Below are 17562 nucleotides of genomic sequence, written 5' to 3'. Positions count from 1 at the left end.
GCGCCGAGTGCCGGGCGGCCGGTGCGGGCGCTCAGGGCCGGTGCGGCCCGGTCGCGGCGGCCTCCGCCCGGGCGATGGCCCACGCCGCGTTGACCAGGCCGATGTGGCTGAACGCCTGCGGGAAGTTGCCGAGCGGCTCGCCCGTTCGGGGGTGGGCCTGCTCGGCGAGGAGGCCGAGGTCGTTGGCGTGGCCGGCGGCGCGCTCGAACACGGCGCGGGCCCGGTCGGTGCGTCCCGCGAGCGCGTACGCCTGGGCCAGCCAGAACGTGCACAGCAGGAAGCTGCCCTCGTCGCCCGCCAGCCCGTCGACGCGGCTCGCGGTGCGGTAGCGGCGTACGAGGCCGGTGCCGTCGGTGAGGTGGGTGTCGACGGCGTCCACCGTGGCGAGGACCCGCGGATCGTCGGCGGGCAGGAAGCCGGTCAGCGGCAGCATCAGCGCCGACGCGTCGAGGTCGTCGGAGCCGAAGGACTAGGTGTACGCGCCGACGGACGGGTTCCAACCGCGGGTGAGGATCGCGTCGCGGACCTCCTCGCGGGCGGCGCGCCACCGCCCTACCGGCCCATCCGCCCCGCCGACGTCACCGTCACCCCCACCGCCACCAGCACCTCCACCGGCACCGGCACCGGCACCTCCACCGGCACCGGCACCGGCACCGGCACCGGCACCGGTCAGGCTGCCGGCCAGGCGTACCGCGCGGTCGAGGGCGACCCAGCACATGAGCTTCGAGTACAGGAAGTGGCGGGGCTCGCCGCGGATCTCCCAGATGCCGTGGTCGGGCTGCCGCCACACCTCCGCCGCCGCGTCCGCCAGCCCGGCCAGGAACGCGCACAGCGGCGGCCGGGAGCGGAGCTGGTCCTCGAAGCGGGCGGCCGTGTCGAGCAGTTCGCCGTACACGTCGAGCTGCGGCTGCCGCCAGGCGCCGTTGCCGACCCGGACCGGCCGGCTGGCCGCCCAGCCGGCCAGGTGCGGCAGCTCGCGTTCCGTCAGATCGTGCTCCCCGCCCACGCCGTACACGATCTGGAGGTGCGCGCGCGACCAGCCGGTGGCAGCGGCGGCCGCCATGAAGGAGAAGAACTCGTCGGCCTCGTCCGGGCAGGCCGCCACCCACAGGGCGTCCATGGTGAACGCGGCGTCGCGCACCCAGGCGTAGCGGTAGTCCCAGTTCCGCTCGCCGCCGGGGTCCTCGGGCAGCGAGGTGGTCGGCGCGGCGACGACGGCGCCCGTCGGCTGGTACGACAGGGCCTGGAGGACGCGTCCGGAGTGGTGCACCCGCTCCTGCCAGGGGCCGGTGTACCCCTGGTGGGTACGGGACCACGCCTCCCAGGCGGTGAGGGTGTGTGCCAGTTCGGCGGCCAGCTCGCCCTGGTCCCACACGCGCGGCTCGGGCCCGCCGAGCGGCGCCCAGTGCAGCGCGAAGTGCAGGGTGTCGCCGGCCCGCAGGGTGGCCTCCCCGGTCGCCTCGTCGCCGTCGGCGTCGAGCGGCAGGGGGCTGTTCAGGGCGAGCACGGCGGGGCCGCCCCGGGCGAGGACGCCGCCGTCGCAGACCGTGAGCAGCGGGACGACGAGCCCGTACTCGGGCCGGGGCCGGCAGGTGACCGTGACGTCCACCGTCCCGGCGGTGCAGGTCACGGCGCGGATCAGCAGGTGCGGGGCCCGGGCGCCGAGGCGGTGCGGGTCGTCGCCCGGACCGGTGGCGAGGGCGTCGGTGAGGGTGAGCGTGCCGGTGGGGGTGGTGAAGGTGGTGCGCAGGACCATGCTGTCGCCGAGGTACGCCCGCGAGGTCCGGGCGGGGCCGCGGGGGCGGATGGTCCAGCTGCCCGCGCGCTCGTCCAGCAGGGCCGCGAAGACGGAGGCGCTGTCGAAGCGCGGGAAGCACAGCCAGTCGACCGCGCCCGTACGGCTGACGAGGGCGGCGCTGTGCCGGTCGGAGAGCAGCCCGTAGTCGCCGATGGGGGTGCGCGCCGGCCCCTCTCCGGGGTGTCCGGTACGCGGCTGCGGGCCCGCGGGCTCCGCGCGGGTCCCCGTACGGGTTCCGGTGGTGCTCGGTTCGGCGTCTCGGGGGTGACCGGGCAAGGCACGTCCTCCGCTCGCGTACGACACGCCGGCGCCGCAGCCGCCCGCCGCGTACGACGACACGGCGGCGCGCCGGCCCGCCCGACACGCGTACCCCGTCCGCCGCCGAGGTCACCGGCCGTGTGGCGGCGCCGCCCGATCGGCGCAGGACCCGGCCCGCCCAGCCCACCGGACGACCGCCCGCACCGCTTCCGATGCGACGGCAACCTTTCGCGCCGCCGCGGCGACCGACAGGTGCTCGGCCCCCTGCGCGAGCACCACGCCCCCCGGACGGACCGCAGACCACGGACCACACCCGCGCGAGACCGCAGACCACACCCGCACGCCCAGCCACAGACCACCCACCACAGACCACCCACCCCGCACGCACACACCCACGCACACGCATACGCACACGCACACAGCATCGGAGCCAGTACATGACGCAGACACGCCACCGGGCGCGCCACCGCAGGCGGCGGACGGCGCTCGTCGCCGGTGTCCCGCTCGCCCTCGCCGCCGCGGGCGCCCTCGCCTACGGAGGGGCGTTCGGGATCTTCGGCGGTCACGGCGGGCAGTCCGCCCACGCGGCGCCGGCCGCGCCCGCGTGGGCCGTCGAGGAGGCCGACGGCTTCGCCTCGGTCGACGCGCTCGGCCAGAACGGGACGTACGGCGGCCGGGGCGGCCGGACGGTCACCGTGCGGACCCTCGCCGACCTGGAGAAGTACGCGACCGCCGCCGAGCCGTACGTCATCGTCGTCGCCGGGACGATCGCGGTGAACCCGGTCGGCAAGGAGATCCGCGTCGCGTCCGACAAGACGATCGTCGGGTCCGGCACCAGCGGGCACATCGTGGGCGGCGGCTTCTTCCTCGGCCCGGGCGTCCACAACGTCATCATCCGGAACCTGACGATCCGCGACTCGTACCAGGGTGTCTGGAACGACAAGGACCACGACTTCGACGCCGTGCAGATGGACGGCGCCCACCATGTGTGGATCGACCACAACGACCTGCGGCACATGGCGGACGGGCTGATCGACGTGCGCAAGGACAGCACGTACGTGACGGTGTCGTGGAACCGGATGAGCGACAACAACAAGACGTTCGGCATCGGGTGGACCCCGAACACGGTCACCGACATCACGATCCACCACAACTGGCTGCGCGAGACCGAGCAGCGCAACCCGTCGACGGACAACGCGGCCCGCGCGCACCTCTACAACAACTACCTGGAGGACACGCCGGACACGCGCATCACCTCCGCGTACGGCAACTACGCGCGCGGCAGGACCCGGATGGTGCTGGAGAACAGCTACTTCCAGGGGATGCGGAACCCGGTCATCCGGGACGCCACGGCCGTGCTGGTGCAGCGCGGCAACGTCTTCTCCGGCACGAGCGGCCGCAACGAGAGCGGCGGCGGCGCGGCGTTCGACCCGGGGGCGTCGTACGCGTACAGGCTGGACCGCGCGGAAGCGGTGCCCGCGCTGGTGAAGGCGGGCGCCGGGCCGAGGGCGTCCATCGGTACGGCGGCGGCGACGGCGGCCGCCGCCCCGGCCGCGGTGCGGACGCTCACCGTCGCGAAGGGCGGCGGCGCCCAGTTCACCAGCGTGCAGAAGGCCGTGGACGCCGTACCGGCGGGCAACGCGTCGCGGGTGGTCATCTCCGTCGCGCCCGGCACCTACCGGGAGACGGTGAAGGTCCCGGCGAACAAGCCGCACGTCACGATCCAGGGCTCGGGCGGCAGCCGCAAGGACACCGTCATCGTCTACGGCAACGCGTCGGGCACGCCGAAGCCGGACGGTTCGGGCACGTACGGAACCGGGGGCAGCGCCACCGTGGCCGTCGAGGCCGACGACTTCCAGGCGCGCAACCTGACGATCGCGAACGACTTCGACGAGGCCCGCAACCAGCACCTGTCCGGCCACCAGGCGGTCGCCCTGCGCACGGCGGCCGACCGGGTGCTCCTCGACCGGATCATCGTCGAGGGCGACCAGGACACGCTGCTGCTGGACACCGCCGCGAAGGACCGGCTGGGCCGCGTGTACGTCACGGACTCGTACATCACCGGCAATGTCGACTTCGTCTTCGGCCGGGCCACCGCCGTGATCGACAAGTCGGTGCTGACCCTGAAGAAGCGCTGGAACGGCACGTCCGCCGGGTACGTCGCCGCGCCCAGCACCCCGGCGAACCGCAAGGGCTTCCTCATCAACCGGTCCGTCGTCAACGGCGATGTGGCGCCCCGCACCTTCCACCTCGGCCGCCCCTGGTACGCGGGCGGCGACGCGTCGCTGGACCCGCAGGTCACCGTGCGGGACACCACGCTGAGCGACGCCGTCAAGGCCGCCCCGTGGAGCGACATGAGCGGCTTCTCGTGGAAGGACGCCCGCTTCGCGGAGTACCGCAACTCCGGCCCCGGCGCGGGCGCCGCGAGCGCGGACCGGCCGCACCTGACCCCGGCGCAGGCGGCCGGCCAGGAGGTCGCGGACTGGCTCGGCGGCTGGACCCCCACCGCCTCCTGACGCGGCCCCTCACCCGTACGGCGTGCTGACGCCGCCCCTCATCCGTACGGCCCGCTGACCGCGCTGCCGCCCGTACGGCCTCCGGCGCCGCCGCACCGGCAGGCCGTACGGCTCAGCGGGGGTCAGCCGCGGACCGGGGGGACCACTCGGATGCCGAAGCCGTACGAGCCGAGGGCCTGGGCGATACCGATGAACAGCAGGCTGTAGTGCTCCTGGCCGCGGGCCGTGGCGATGCCGCCCAGGTCGAGCAGCGCGTCCTCCGGCCAGCCGAGGTCGGCCAGCAGCGCGCGGACCGTGCGCTTGGCCCCTGCGTCGTCGCCCGAGAGGAACACGGTGCTCGGGCCCTCCACCGACGCCGGGTCGACCATGAGCGCGCGGTCGATGGTGCACAGCGTCTTGACGACCCGCGTGTCCGGGAACGTCCGCTGGATCTCCTCGCCGAGGCTCTCCCCCAGGTGGGAGAGGTCGTTGTCCTCGGTGAAGCCGACCGCCACGTCCAGGAGCACCTTCCCCGCCAGCGCGGGCGCGCCGATCGCGGTGAGCAGCCGCACGGAGGCCGTGCCGGGTGTCGCGTTGACCACCACGCCTGCCCCGTCGACGGCGGACGCGCAGTCCACGACCGGTACGCCCTCGACGGGGGCCGGTCCGAAGCCGGCGGCGCGCCGCGAGCCGAGGACGGCCTCGTGCCCGGCCCGCGCCCACGCCCCGGCGAGGGCGCGCCCCACATTGCCTGTTCCGAGAATTCCGATCTTCATGACGGCGACGCTACGGCCGCCCGCGCCCCCGCCGCCTCGGCCCGGGGACAGGTGCTTCGTACCCCGTGGGTCCTACGGCCCCGGCGGCACCCCTCGGCCCGCGGCCCTGGTCCCGACGGCGGCCGGACAGGCCCGTTGGCCCGACGGCCACCGGGGACAGGCCCGTTGGCCCGAGTGACCGTCGGGGACAGGCCCGTTGGCCCGACGGCCGCCGGGGACGGGTCCGTCGGCCCTGCGGTCATTGGAAGCTGAGGCGGTGGGGGTGGGCCCGGTCGGCCGGGCACGTGTGGACGCGCATCAGGCCGCGTCCCAGGTAGACGCCGACCGGGTCGACGACGCGCGGGTCGATGTCGCGGGTGTCGCCGCCAGGCCCCCGGTCCTCCAGCGGGAGCCAGCCGGCGGAGGCGCCGTCGCACTCCCCCATGGCGACGGTCAGCAGCGGAGGCATCGGCGTCCCGCAGACCGGGCAGTCGACCGGCGCGGGGTCGGTCAGATGCCAGGAGGCGTAGCCTCCGACCTTCCAGCCGGGCGCGATGGACAGATCGCTCCGGTAGTCGATCTCCTCCGGCTCCTCGGCGCGGGCGGCCGCCATGGCCGCCTCGTACTCCTCGTACGTGGCGTAGCCCGTCGCGTCCCCGGTGCCGCCGTCGCCCTCCTCGTCCTCGCCGTCCTCGTCCTCGTCTCCGTCGTGGAGGCCGTCTTCCCACGCGTCGATCGCCTCCTGGAGCTCCTCGCTCAAGAGCCCGACGTACTCGTGCTCCACGACCTGCTCCGGATGGACCACGCACGGGGACGGGACGCACTCGGCGCGGCCGGCGACCGGGGGCTCGGGCTGCGGCTCCAGTACGGCTCCCACGGCGGCGGCGCGGCGCCATCTCAGCGCCACGTCGATGGTGCGCCCCGGCCCGTGCGCCTCGAACGGGCACCAGAACACCTGCAGCAGGTCGCAGCCGCCGGGCGCCGCGAGGTCCGGTACGTCCCCGGCGTGGAGCTGGGCTATGGCCAGCATCGGCAGCGGGTCGTCGTCCCGCAGCGCGGGCGCGTGGCGGCCGGGTGCCATGCCGTCCAGGGTGCGCCGCTCCTCGTCGGTGAGCTCCCGGCCCCGTGCGTCCTCCTCGATGCGGCGGCGCAGGCGCACGTCGGACAGCCGGTGGCCGGTGCCCTTGGGATGGACCGCCGTGCAGACCGGCCACGGCTCGTCGGCAGGCCACAGCAGCGGTCCGCCGACCGAGCTGTCCCGCGCCGTCGGCGCTCCGCGTCGCGGATGGAGCCGGGTCGCGGTGCGCCGGTACGCGGCGAGGCCGGGGAAGAGGGCCTCGGCGTCGACGGGGCGCGGGGGCGTGGTGCGGGTCATGCGGGGTCCTCCGGGGCCGTGCGGGCGTGCGGTACGACGAGGCCGGACTCGTAGGCGAAGACGACGAGTTGGGCGCGGTCGCGGGCGCCGAGTTTGATCATGGCCCGGTTGACGTGGGTCTTCGCGGTCATGGGGCTGATCACCATCCGTCCGGCGATCTCGTCGTTGGACAGGCCGCGTGCGACGAGGGCGACGGCCTCGCGTTCCCGGTCGGTCAGCTCGTCGAGGCCGGTGGGCGCGCCGGGGTCGGGCGGCTGGGTGACGTACCGGTGGATGAGCTTGCGGGTGATGGCGGGGGCCAGCAGGGTGTCGCCGCGGGCCGCGACCCGCACGGCGTGCAGGAAGTCCTCCGGCAGGACGTCCTTGACGAGGAACCCGGCGGCGCCCGCGCGCAGCGCGTCGAGGACGTACTCGTCCAGGCCGTGGTTGGTGAGGATGACGACGTGCACCCCGGTGAGTTTCGGGTCGGCGGCGATGCGGCGGGTCGCCTCGATGCCGTCCACTCGCGGCATCCGGATGTCGACGAGCGCGACATCGGGCCGGTGCGTCCGGGCCAGCGCCACGCCCTGCGCGCCGTCGGCGGCCTCGGCGACCACCTCGATGTCGTCCTCCAGGTCGAGGAGCGCGCGGAACCCGCTGCGGATGAGCGGCTGGTCGTCCACCAGCAGGACCCGGATCACGGCATCCGCTCCACGGGGAGTTCGGCGTGGACGGTGAAGCCGCCCCCGTCGCGCGGGCGCGCGCTGAGCCGGCCCCCGAGGGCGGTGACGCGTTCGCGCATGCCGAGCAGTCCGACGCCCGGCACCGGGGCGTCGGCGGGCGCGACCCTGCCGTCGTCGTCGACGCGTACAACGAGGGTGTCCGACCGGTGTTCGATCCGGACCGACGCGGTGGTCGCGTCCGCGTGGCGGGCGGTGTTGGTGAGCGACTCCTGCACGATCCGGTAGACGGTCCGGTCCACCGCGGCCGGCAGGCCGTGCCGGCGCCCTTCGACGGTCAGGGTCACGTCCAGGCCGAACGCCCGGGCGCCGCGCACGAGTTCGGGTACGTCGTCGAGGCCGCGCGCCGGGGCCGTGTCGTCGTCGCGCAGCGCCTCCAGGGTGGCGCGCAGCTCCCGGCTCGCCTCGCGGGCGGCCTCCTGGATGGCCAGCAGGGCCTCCGGGACGTCGTCGCCGCGTCGGCGGGCCACGTGCACGGCCACCTCGGCCTGGACCTTGACGACGGAGATCTGGTGCGTGAGCGAGTCGTGCAACTCCCGTGCGATGCGGAGTCGTTCCTCGTCGGCGCGGCGCCGCGCGGTCTCCTCCCTGGTGCGTTCGGCCTCGTCGGCGCGGCGCTCGGCCTGCCGCAGCGCCTCGCCGGCCGCGCCCGCCGCGACCAGCCAGGCGATCTCCAGGGCGCCGCGGGCCCGCGCGAACGCCTCCCCGGCGTCATACGGGCCCGACACCAGCGCCGCGAGCGGGAGCACGGCGAGCATGGCGACGCTCGCGACGGCCGTGGCGGTGCGGTGTCCGGCCCGTACGGCCGCGTACACGGCGAACAGGTACGCGACGACGGGCACGTCGAAGCCGGCCGCCTGGTGGCCGAGGGCGCACAGGCCGGTGGCGGCCAGGACCGCGAGCGGGGCGCGGCGGCGCCAGGCGAGCGCCAGTCCGCCAGCGGCCAGCAGCGCGTAGCCCGCCAAGTCGTAGCCGGCGGCGGCCGGATACGTCGCTGAGCGCTGCCCGGACAGGGCGGTGGCCAGCAGCGCCGCCGCCACGCCGACCGCCACGGCCCAGTCCGCCGCGCGGGCGCGCACCGGCACGGCGGCCCGGCCGGCGGCCCGGGGCGCGCCCGTGCCGCCCCCCGCTCCGGTACCCGCGGCCCCGGCCGTGTTCGTCCCGCTTCCGGCGCCCGCCCCCGAGGCCCCGGCCGCGATGGTCCCGCCCCGGACCCGCTCCCCTGCGTTCATGCGCGCACCCTAACCGGCCGTCGCCGTCGGGCGGGTCCCCCTGCCGGACGAGCGGCGGACTACCGCGCGCGCGGTACCGCCGCGCGTCCTGCGGCGCACGCGGCAGGGTGAAGTGTCCGCGTACGCGGGACGACCGGGGGCGGGCGCGGCCGTGATGCTCGTGGGGCATGTCCGTCGCAGGAGGAGAAGGAGCACCCCATGTCGGTCACCCTCGAGTTCGCCGTACCGGCGGCCGCGCATCTCGCGGTCCAGCCGCTCGCCGCCGACGTGTACACCATGGGTCCGGGGCGCCTGGCGGCCGCCGCGGCCGCGTTGGCCGGGCTCGTCGGCGTGGTCGCCGGCGCGCTGGCGCTGGCCCGCGCCACCGGCCGCACCACACGGGGCGACGCGCGTACCGGGGCCCTCGTGGCGTGGGCGGCGGGTGCGGTCGCCGTGACCGCGGGGGTCGCGGTCGTGGTCACCGCCGAGGGCGGGCTGGGCACCGGGAACGGCCTGGGCGGGGGCGTGGTGGCCGCGCTGCTCGGCCTGTCCGGCGCGGCCCTGGGCCACCTGGCCCGGTCCCGCACCGGCTCCCGGCGGCAGCGGAGCGCGGCGGGGCGGCAGGGCGTCCGTGACCTGGGGCGCGATGTCGCGGACGCGTAGCCTCCCGGTCGGGGCGTGCCCCTGCCGGGACCGGGCCAGGGCCGGACCGGGGGAGGCCGGCCGACGGGAAGTGGTGGCACCAGGCGGTCCGGGCGCCGGGGCGGGTCGGACCGGGGCCCCTACCGACGCCGGGCCAGGGCCCGAACGGGCGCGATCTGGAGGTGATCCACGCGGGGCCGGGCGGCGGCCGTACTGTTCCGGCCCCGCCCGGAGTGTTCGCCCGGCGGCATCGACGGCCTACGGGACCGCGCGACCGCCGACGCGTCGCCGGGCCGGGACGGGGGAAGCCGCTGACCACTCCCCCGCGTCCCCCGCATACGGCTCAGAGGTGCTCGCGCCGGGCCGCGTCCGGCGCCGCCGGGGACCGCCACTCCCGCCTGAGCAGCCCGAACACCCATGAGTCCGACACCTCGCCGTTGACGACGCAGTCTTCCCGCAACGTCCCCTCACGCCGGAACCCGAGCTTCTCCAGGACCCGGGCGGACGCCGGGTTGCGCGTGTCGACCTCGGCCTGGACGCGGTTCAGGTCCAGCGTGCGGAATCCCCACTCCAGCAGGGCGTGCGCGGCCTCCGTCGCGAAGCCGTGGCCCCACATCGCCTCGTCGAGGCAGTAGCCCAGCGACGCGCTGCGGTACTCCGCGTTCCACGCGGTCAGCGTGCACCAGCCGACGAAGGCCCCGTCGGATGCCCGGTCGATGGCCAAGCGCGCTCCGGTCCCGTCGTCCGCCATCTTCCGGCACGTCGCGAGGAAGCGCTCGGCGCGGGCCGGTTCGCTCCACGGCGGGGAGTCCCAGTAGCGCATCACACGGGGGTTGCCGTGCAGCGCGAAGAGGTGGCCGGCGTCGTCGTCGGCGAAGGGCCGCAGCCGCAGGCGAGCGGTGTGCAGGGTGGGGGTCGCCAGAGTCATGCGCGCCATCCTGTCCCCTCCACCGGGGAGCGGGACACCGGATATCCGCGCCCACGGCCCGGCACCGTGCCCCGCTGCCGGCCGACGGACGGCACGACCCGGCACGACCCGGCCCGGTCCCGGCCCGGCCCGGCAGCGTCAGCGGACGCGCGGGAAGCCGGACCCGATGTCCGGGCTGGGGCCGCCCGGACCGCGGACTCCCTGTCCTGCCGAAGGTGGCGACGGCCACGCCGCCGGCTCAGGCCGCCGGGCGCAGCCGGACACAGCAGTGTCCGGGGCCGGGTGCCAGGCACGCCTCGAACCCCGTCGCGTCCGCGCCGTCGAGGATGCCGCTCAGCAGACGGAGGTTCATGCCGCACACGAGGCTGGTGTGCTCCCGGGCCAGCGCGTGGAAGGGGCAGTTGGCGAGAAGGATGTCGTCGCCCTCGCGGCGGGGCTCGAAGCCGTATTCCTCCAGCAGGTCGACGACATCCGTGCCGCTCTGCCCGCCCAGTTGCCTGCCGAGCTCCTCGGCCTTGCGGTGCAGCACCCCGCGCACCGGCTCGCCGGTCGCGTCGGACTCCTCCACCGCCTGGGCGAGCAGCTTCCCGGCCAGCTCGTAGCGGCGGCCGGGCAGGGTGACGGCGATCTGCTTCGCCGAGCGGCGGTAGAGCTTGGCCGGCCTGCCCGCGCCCGGCCCGGAGCGTCCGCTGCGGCGTTCGAAGACGACGTCGAGGAGCCGCTCGTCGGCCAGCCGGTCCAGGTGGAACGCCGCGGTCTTCCGGGCCAGCCCGAGAGCGGCCGCCGCCTCGTCACGGCTCACCGGACCCGGCTGGCGCACGACGTGGTCGTACAGCCTCCTGCGGGTGGGCTCGTCGAGAGCGGCGACGGCGGAGACGTCCGCGTCGTGTACTTCCTCCGGGTTGTCCACGAACACCAGTGTAAAACCCTCGGCCATTGACTAAAGAGCGAGCGAGGTCTTCTATAGGAAATGAGCCTTGCCGATAGAAGGAGAGGGCCATGTCCTCCGCAACCACAAGCCCCAGCACCCCCACCACCCGGCGAGCGGCGCTCGCCGACCCCGGATACCAGGCGTTCGTGATCCTTCGCACCGGCTTCACGGTGGCGCCGATCCTGTTCGGACTGGACAAGTTCGCCAACCTGCTCGCGGACTGGCCCGCCTATCTCGCGCCGTGGATCGACGACGTCGTTCCCGGCAGCGCCCAGGCGGCCATGTACGCCGTGGGCGTGATCGAGATCGTGGCCGGCCTCGCCGTGGCGCTGGCTCCGCGCTTCGGAGGCTGGCTGGTGGCGGGGTGGCTGGCGGGCATCATCGTCAATCTGCTGACCATCCCGGACCACTACGACGTGGCCCTGCGCGACTTCGGGCTGCTCCTCGGCGCCGTCGCGCTGGCACGGCTCGCCCAGCGCTACCACACCGGGCGCCGGCGACCGTGAACGGGCGTCAGCGCCCGTGAACAGGCGACGGGACACAGGCCACGGGCCACAGGCCACAGGCCACAGGCCACGGGCCACGGGCCACGGGTCACGGGCGCACTGAACCGGTCGGCGGGCCAGGCCTCACGGCGTGAGCGCCGCGCCCGCCCCCTCCCGTGTGGCCCCCGGCCAGGCCCCACCGGGCAGACCGCCTACGGCCGCACAGCCGGTACGGGCCGTGGGCCCCGGGCCGGACGCGCCGGCTCCGCCGCCGTGCCGGTGGCCGGCGTCACCGCGAGGCGGCGTCGGCACGGTCGCCCGAGCAGGGATCCGGCCGCTCCGGGCGCCCGTCCCGCGCCAGTTCGGCGTTGAACTGCGCGCCCGCCAGCAGCACGACGTGGGAGACCCACAGCCACACCAGGAACGCCACCACGCCCGCCAGGGAGCCGTAGAGGCGGTTGTACGTCGCGATGTGCGACGCGTAGAAGGCGAAGCCCGCCGACGCCAGCAGCCACAGCAGCACCGCCAGCGCTCCGCCGGGCAGCGTCCGCCGCACACCGCGGGCCTCCGGCGGGCCCGACCAGAAGAGGAGCAGGACCAGGGCGACGACCACCGCGGCCAGCAGCGGCCACTTCAAGCCGGCCCAGACGAGGGCCGCCTGATGGTCCGTTCCCGTGCCCCGGCCGATGGCCCGGGCGACCCGCTCGGCGGCCGTGAGCGTCAGCACTCCGCTGACCAGCAGGGCGAGCACGGTCAGCGCCCTGAGCAGGATGGCGGGGAACGTCCGCCACGCCGGACGGCAGTCGGGCACGCCGTACATCGCGTGCAGCGCCCGCCGGAAGACGGCCAGGTAGCTGGAGGCCGACCACAGCGCGGCGCCCGCGGTGACCAGGAGCAGCAGCCAGCGGACCGACGGGTCCTCCCGCGGACTGCTCAGGGCCTGGGCGAGCACGGGACGGGCCGCCTCGGGCACGAAGTCCGCCAGTCGCGCGACGACCTCCTGGGGGGTGTCCGTGCCCAGCAGGGCGATGGAGAAGACCATCACCAGCAGGGCCGGGAAGACGGCCAGCACCGCGTAGTACGTCAGCGCCGCCGCCCAGTCGGTGAGGTCGTCCTCCCAGACGGCGACCGGTGTACGCGCCAGGGCACGCGCGTACGCGCCGTGGTCGCGCCGACCGGGCGCCGAGCCGCTCGCGGGGACACCGATCGTCATGACATCACCGCTCCGTTCGGGGCCTGCCGCCACCCGGCCGCCACCGCCCCGGGCGGGGGCCGGCGAGTTGCGTGTCTGGTGCCCCGTCAGGGCGGCGTCACGCCAGGGGGCGCGGCGCTGTCACCGCGCGTGCCTGCCCTTGGCCGGCTTCCCCTGCCGCGCCTGGGCCTTACCGGGAGCCTGACCGGCCGCTCCGGGGCCGGCCGCGCGGTCGCGCTGCCGCTCCGAGCCGCCGGCAGCCGACGGCGCGCCGCTGTCCGTCGCCGCGTCCGCTGCCGCGGCCCGGCCGTGCCCCGTGTGCGAGGGGGACCGCGGCGGCGCGGCGCCGTCGGCGGCTCCGGCCGGTGGAGCGGGCGAGGCGGCGGGGGCGGCCGGCGAAAACAAGGAGGGAGGGGCGGACCGGGAGGAGGAGGCGGACGCTCCCGACCGGTTCGCGTCCGGGGAGTCCGGCTCGGTCGTGGCGGGGCGGGGCGGACCGGACGCGGCGTTGTCCGCCTCGGCGGACGGCCCGCCCACCGAACCGGCCAGTCCGACGCCGAAGACGGTCAGGGCCGCGCCGGCGGTCAGCAGCATCCGGCCGGCCCTGCGCGGGGCGGGCCGGCCGGATGCGGTCCGTGCGGCCACCGGCCCGCCGTGGGCGGGGACGGCGGACTCGCCGCCGGCAGCCCCCGCCCCGGCGCCCGCCCGGTTCGGCCTCAGCGTGTCCGGGTTCCGCTCGCCATCGTCCTCGCCGCTCACGGGCGGATCCGCCGACGCGGAGGTCCCCGCCGGCGCGGAGGTCCCCGTCGGCGCGGTGGCGCCTCCCGCGAGGTCCTGCGACGCCAGGGCGGCCAGGGCGCGCCCACAGGCCGTGGCGTCCGGCCGTCGGCTCTCGTCCGCGTCGGTCATGGCTTCCAGCAGTGCGGCCAGCGCCGCCGGTATGCCCGGCGGAATGGCCGGGCTCCGGTGCAGTCGGGCGACCGCGGCCTCCAGCGGCGCCCCCGGGTACTCCAGTTCGCCCTTGATGGACTCGAGCAGCACCAGTCCCAGGCTGTAGATGTCCGCCGCCGGCCCGGCGCCCCGGCCCCGCACCTGCTCCGGGGCGATGTAGGCGGCGGTCCCGATCAGGGCGCCGGGGACGGTCTGGGCCGTGGCGCCGAGCGTCCTGGAGATGCCGAAGTCCGTCAGGTGGGGGGCGCCCGCCTCGTCCAGCAGGATGTTCGCGGGCTTGACGTCGCGGTGGACGACTCCGGCCTCGTGCACATGGGCCAGTGCGGAGGCCAGCGCGGCTCCGATCCGGCACGCCTCGGCGGGCGGCAGCGGGGCCGCGGCGATCCGCCGGCGCAGCGTCGTGCCCTTGACCAGCTCCATCACCAGGTAGGGCGTTCCGTCGTCCCGTCCGCAGTCGTACACGGTGACCAGGCCGGGGTGCTGCAACCGGGCCAGCAGCCGGCCCTCGCCGTCGAACCGCTCCTCCGTGTCGGCGGCACCGTCCGGGCGGAAGACCTTCACCGCGACCGGCCGCCGCAGGCGCAGGTCCAGGCCCTCGTACACATCGGCCGCGCCGCCGCGACCCAGCAGGTCGTCGAGCCGGTAGCGTCCGGCCACCACGTGGGCGGTGAGCCTGTTGTCCCATCGGATCGGCCACGAGCGGACTTTCATCCCTGCGCTCCCTGCGTCCTGTCGTCACCTGCCGTCGTCCGCCCGCCCACGTGTCCGCCGCCGGTGGCATGTCCGGCCGCGCGGGGTGCGAGCACCGTGTGCACGTGTGCCCCCTCAGCCGCCGGGCATCCCCCCGCCCCGCACCCGGCCTCGTGGACGGAGGTCCGGCGCGCTCCCCGGTCGCCGCCGGGCGCGACTGCGGCGGCCCGCTGACGCGGCCGGCGCATGGTCCCGGCAGGCCCCCGGAAACGCCCGAGGGGCCGTTTCGGATTCCTCCGAAACGGCCCCTCGGCCTGCGACTTCGCAAAGTCGGGACGACAGGATTTGAACCTGCGACCCCTTGACCCCCAGTCAAGTGCGCTACCAAGCTGCGCCACGTCCCGATGCGCTTCGGCCCGGACTCGCCGGGTGAGCGCGCAAGAGAACATTACCTCACCCTGCGGGCAGATCCGAAAGGGCCCCCTGGGCGCGGGCCGCCAGGGCGTCGGCGCCGCAGGCGGTGGCGAGGGCCGCCGCGCGGGCCAGCTCGGTGCGGGAGCCCAGGGCGACGCCGCGCTGGTGGCGGGCGAGGGCGTGTTCGTACGCGGACGGGGACGCCTCCAGGTGGCGTACCGCCTGCTCCAGGAGCGCGCCCGCCTCGTCGGGCGCGGCGAACAGGGCGGCGCAGCGGAGGGCTTCGCCCAGGGCGGTGCCGGTGCCGAAGCGCTCCGCGTGGGCGCGGGCCAGCGCCGCGTGGGCCGCCGCCCGGTCGGGGTCGTCGCGGGCGAGGGCGCGGGCCAGGTCGCAGGCCCAGGGCGCCCACACGCCGTTGTGCCGCCCGCGCGCCTCCAGGGCCTCGCCGGCCGCCTCCAGTTCGTCGGCCGCCTCGCGGGTCCTGCCCTCGGCGAGGAGGAGCCGCCCCCGTACGCAGGGCCCGTCGGGCAGCACCATGGCGCTGGGCCAGGGCGGGCCGAAGGCGTACGCGTCGGCCAGTTCGCGGGCCTCGCCGGTCCTGCCCCGCGCGAGGAGGGTGTCGACCAGCAGGCATACGGCGTCCCACTGCACGGCCAGGCCGCGGCCCGCCCGGTCGGCGAGGCGCAGCCCCTCGCGCAGGTACGCCTCGGCGCGCGGCAGGTCGCCCGCGCGGCGGTGCGCCAGGCCGAGCAGGGTGTGCGCGAACGCGAGGTGCGCGCCGCTCCAGCCGGATATCTCGTACGCGCGGACCGCCTCCTCGAAGAGGGCGCGGGCGCGGTCGGGCCGGTCCGTGAACGCGTACGCGATGCCGATCATGGCGGGCGTCTCGAACCCCCACTCCGTGTCGGTCCAGCTCACGCCGGGCGCGGGGCGGCCGTCGAGGAGGGCCCGGTCGCACAGCTCGACGACCCGCGTGGCGTCCTCTCCGCGCAGCATCGCGTCGAAGGCGCGCAGGGACAGCAGGGCGCGTTCGGCGTCGTCGGCGCCCGGGAGGTGGTCGGCGAGCGCGGCCAGGCGCCGGGAGCGGCCGTGCGGGTCGTCCTCGGCGGCGCGGAACGACTCGTACATGAAGTGGGCCGCCTCCAGGCGCGTGCGGGCGCGGCCGGGCGGGGTGCGGGCGGCCTCGGCGGCGACGGTCGCGGAGGCCTCGGCCAGCTGGTTGCTGTGGGCGAGGGCCTGGCCGAGGCGCCAGGTGGCGTCGGCGCGCAGGGCCGGGTCGAGTCCGGGCAGTCCGAGCGCGGAGCGCAGATGGCCGACGGTGGCGGCCGGTGAGGTGAGCAGGGCGGCGCAGCCGAGCTCGTACAGCACCTCGGCGTACGCGTCGGGCGGCGGGGGCTCCTGGAGCGCGCGTTCGAGGCAGCGGCGGGCGGCGTCGGGCGCGCCGACGGCCAGGTGTTCGCGGGCGGCCTCGCGGAGCTGGGCGACGAGCTCCGGGTCGTCGTCCGGGTGGACCTCCAGGAGGTGGCGGGCTGCGGCCGCGGCGCCGAGGCCCTCGCGGGTGACGGCCCAGGCGGCCCGCCCGTGCAGGGCGGTGCGGGTGGCCGGGGGTATCGACCGGTACACGGCGGTCGCGACCAGCGGGTGGGCGAACTCCAGCGGGTCGGAGCCGGTGACGATGCGGGCCTCGCGCAGCCGGGCGGCGCAGTCGGCGGCCTCCTCGGCCGGCATGCCGGCGAGGGTGGCGGCGAGCCGCAGCGGGATCTCGGTGCCGAGGACCGCGGCGGCCCACGCGAACCGGGTGGCGGCCGTGCCGAGGGCTTCGAGGCGGGCGACGAGGCCGCTGCCGCGCGCGGACGCGCCGAGGTCCCGCAGTAGTCCGGCGCTGCGGGCGACGGGCTCCAGCATGCGGTCGCGCACGGTCGCGAGGAGTTCGACGGTCTCGTAGGGGTTGCCGCCGGTGACGGCCCACACCTCGCGGCAGAACGGGTCGTCGGTGCGCTCGCCCAGCGCGGCACGCGCCAGGTCGGCGGTGGCGTCCTCGGTGAGGGCGTGGAGCGTGGTGGCGAGCCTGGCCTGCTCCTCGACGCGGCGCAGCAGGGTCGCGGCGGGTTCCGGGCGGTCGGCGGAGGCGTCGGCGCGGTGCGCGAGGACGATCAGCAGCGGCAGGCCCGGCAGGCGGCCGGCGTACTCCGCGAGCCAGTGCAGCGACTCGGCGTCCGCCCAGTGCGCGTCGTCGACGAGGACGACGAGCGGCTTGTCGCGCCGCTGCTCGGCGAGGCGGGTGACGACCCGGTCCAGGCCGTCCCGCACGCCCTGCGGGTCGGCGAGCGGCGCGCTGGGCGTGGCGAGGCCGAGGGCGGGCGCGGCGATGTCGAAGCGGTCGCCGAACAGCCGCCGCAGCAGGCCCTCCGGCAGCGGCATCAGGGCCGGTACGAGGAGCTGGCGCAGGACGTGGAACGGTACGGAGGTGAGTGTCTCGCCGCCCTTGCCGGACAGCACGGTGCAGCGGTCGGCGGCGCGGCGGCCGACCTCCGCGAGCAGGGACGTCTTGCCGATGCCGGCGTCGCCCCGGAAGACGAGCAGTCCCCCGGTGGCGTCCGGGCCGGTCAGCGCCTCGATCGCGTGTGCGGCGGCGGCCAGTTCGGGCTCCCGTTCCAGCAGCGGTACGGACAGCCGGTGTTCCGCCCTGAACGGCAGCATCCCCTTCCCCTTTCTCGC

The 17562-nt window shown here is 76.2% G+C and carries 12 protein-coding genes, 1 tRNA gene and 1 pseudogene; 3 read left to right on the top strand and 11 right to left on the bottom strand.

The features are described from left to right. Nucleotides 1-31: 31 nt before the first annotated feature. Nucleotides 32-2074: pseudogene (locus ACSUPT_RS26405) on the bottom strand (glycoside hydrolase family 15 protein). Nucleotides 2075-2493: 419 nt separating this feature from the next. On the opposite strand from ACSUPT_RS26405, the gene ACSUPT_RS26400 reads away from it, so the two are divergent. Beyond that, nucleotides 2494-4572 (top strand): pectinesterase family protein, encoded by a 2079-nt coding sequence (locus ACSUPT_RS26400; RefSeq protein WP_436945794.1) that lies wholly within the window; start codon nucleotides 2494-2496, stop codon nucleotides 4570-4572. Nucleotides 4573-4694: 122 nt separating this feature from the next. Here ACSUPT_RS26400 and ACSUPT_RS26395 read toward each other — a convergent pair whose 3' ends face one another. The 4 genes from ACSUPT_RS26395 to ACSUPT_RS26380 form a co-directional block, all read right to left on the bottom strand. After that, entirely contained in the window at nucleotides 4695-5327 is a 633-nt protein-coding gene (locus ACSUPT_RS26395; RefSeq protein WP_436945792.1) for an NADPH-dependent F420 reductase, read from the bottom strand. Between the two features lie 238 nt (nucleotides 5328-5565). Beyond that, nucleotides 5566-6681, bottom strand: a complete 1116-nt coding sequence (locus ACSUPT_RS26390) for a hypothetical protein (RefSeq protein ID WP_436945791.1) — start codon at nucleotides 6679-6681, stop codon at nucleotides 5566-5568. Further along, nucleotides 6678-7361, bottom strand: coding sequence for a response regulator (locus ACSUPT_RS26385; RefSeq protein ID WP_436945789.1), 684 nt, complete (start codon nucleotides 7359-7361; stop codon nucleotides 6678-6680). The genes ACSUPT_RS26390 and ACSUPT_RS26385 overlap by 4 nt, the downstream gene beginning before the upstream one ends. Then, a complete protein-coding gene (locus ACSUPT_RS26380) occupies nucleotides 7358-8632 on the bottom strand; it encodes a sensor histidine kinase (protein WP_436945787.1) in 1275 nt (424 codons plus the stop codon). The genes ACSUPT_RS26385 and ACSUPT_RS26380 overlap by 4 nt, the downstream gene beginning before the upstream one ends. 198 nt (nucleotides 8633-8830) lie before the next feature. On the opposite strand from ACSUPT_RS26380, the gene ACSUPT_RS26375 reads away from it, so the two are divergent. Then, the gene (locus tag ACSUPT_RS26375; protein WP_436945786.1) at nucleotides 8831-9274 is read left to right on the top strand and encodes a DUF6223 family protein; all 444 of its coding nucleotides are present in this window, start codon (nucleotides 8831-8833) and stop codon (nucleotides 9272-9274) included. Between the two features lie 322 nt (nucleotides 9275-9596). Here the strand turns inward: ACSUPT_RS26375 and ACSUPT_RS26370 are convergent, their stop codons facing one another. Continuing rightward, on the bottom strand, nucleotides 9597-10181 hold the full coding sequence (locus ACSUPT_RS26370) for a GNAT family N-acetyltransferase (protein WP_436945784.1): 585 nt from the start codon (nucleotides 10179-10181) through the stop codon (nucleotides 9597-9599). Nucleotides 10182-10419: 238 nt separating this feature from the next. Then, on the bottom strand, nucleotides 10420-11118 hold the full coding sequence (locus tag ACSUPT_RS26365) for a helix-turn-helix transcriptional regulator (protein ID WP_436945782.1): 699 nt from the start codon (nucleotides 11116-11118) through the stop codon (nucleotides 10420-10422). A gap of 62 nt (nucleotides 11119-11180) precedes the next feature. On the opposite strand from ACSUPT_RS26365, the gene ACSUPT_RS26360 reads away from it, so the two are divergent. Continuing rightward, entirely contained in the window at nucleotides 11181-11618 is a 438-nt protein-coding gene (locus ACSUPT_RS26360) for a hypothetical protein (RefSeq protein WP_436945780.1), read from the top strand. 268 nt (nucleotides 11619-11886) lie between these two features. Here the strand turns inward: ACSUPT_RS26360 and ACSUPT_RS26355 are convergent, their stop codons facing one another. From ACSUPT_RS26355 to ACSUPT_RS26340, 4 genes are all read right to left on the bottom strand, one after another. Then, a complete protein-coding gene (locus ACSUPT_RS26355) occupies nucleotides 11887-12810 on the bottom strand; it encodes a YihY/virulence factor BrkB family protein (protein WP_361662174.1) in 924 nt (307 codons plus the stop codon). A gap of 120 nt (nucleotides 12811-12930) precedes the next feature. Beyond that, nucleotides 12931-14451: a protein kinase domain-containing protein gene (locus ACSUPT_RS26350; RefSeq protein WP_436945778.1), complete on the bottom strand. Its 1521-nt coding sequence runs from the start codon at nucleotides 14449-14451 to the stop codon at nucleotides 12931-12933. Between the two features lie 309 nt (nucleotides 14452-14760). Continuing rightward, a tRNA-Pro gene (locus ACSUPT_RS26345) sits at nucleotides 14761-14834 on the bottom strand. 49 nt (nucleotides 14835-14883) lie between these two features. Continuing rightward, nucleotides 14884-17544 carry an ATP-binding protein gene (locus ACSUPT_RS26340; protein ID WP_436945776.1) on the bottom strand — a complete coding sequence of 887 codons (2661 nt, stop codon included), beginning with the start codon at nucleotides 17542-17544 and terminating at the stop codon, nucleotides 14884-14886. Between the last annotated feature and the right edge of the window lie 18 nt (nucleotides 17545-17562).

It is taken from the genome of Streptomyces sp. SudanB25_2051 (assembly GCF_964272635.1).
Classification (GTDB): domain Bacteria; phylum Actinomycetota; class Actinomycetes; order Streptomycetales; family Streptomycetaceae; genus Streptomyces.
The sequence above is the reverse complement of the archived record's forward strand: the minus strand, read 5'-3'. Positions and strand labels throughout refer to the sequence as shown.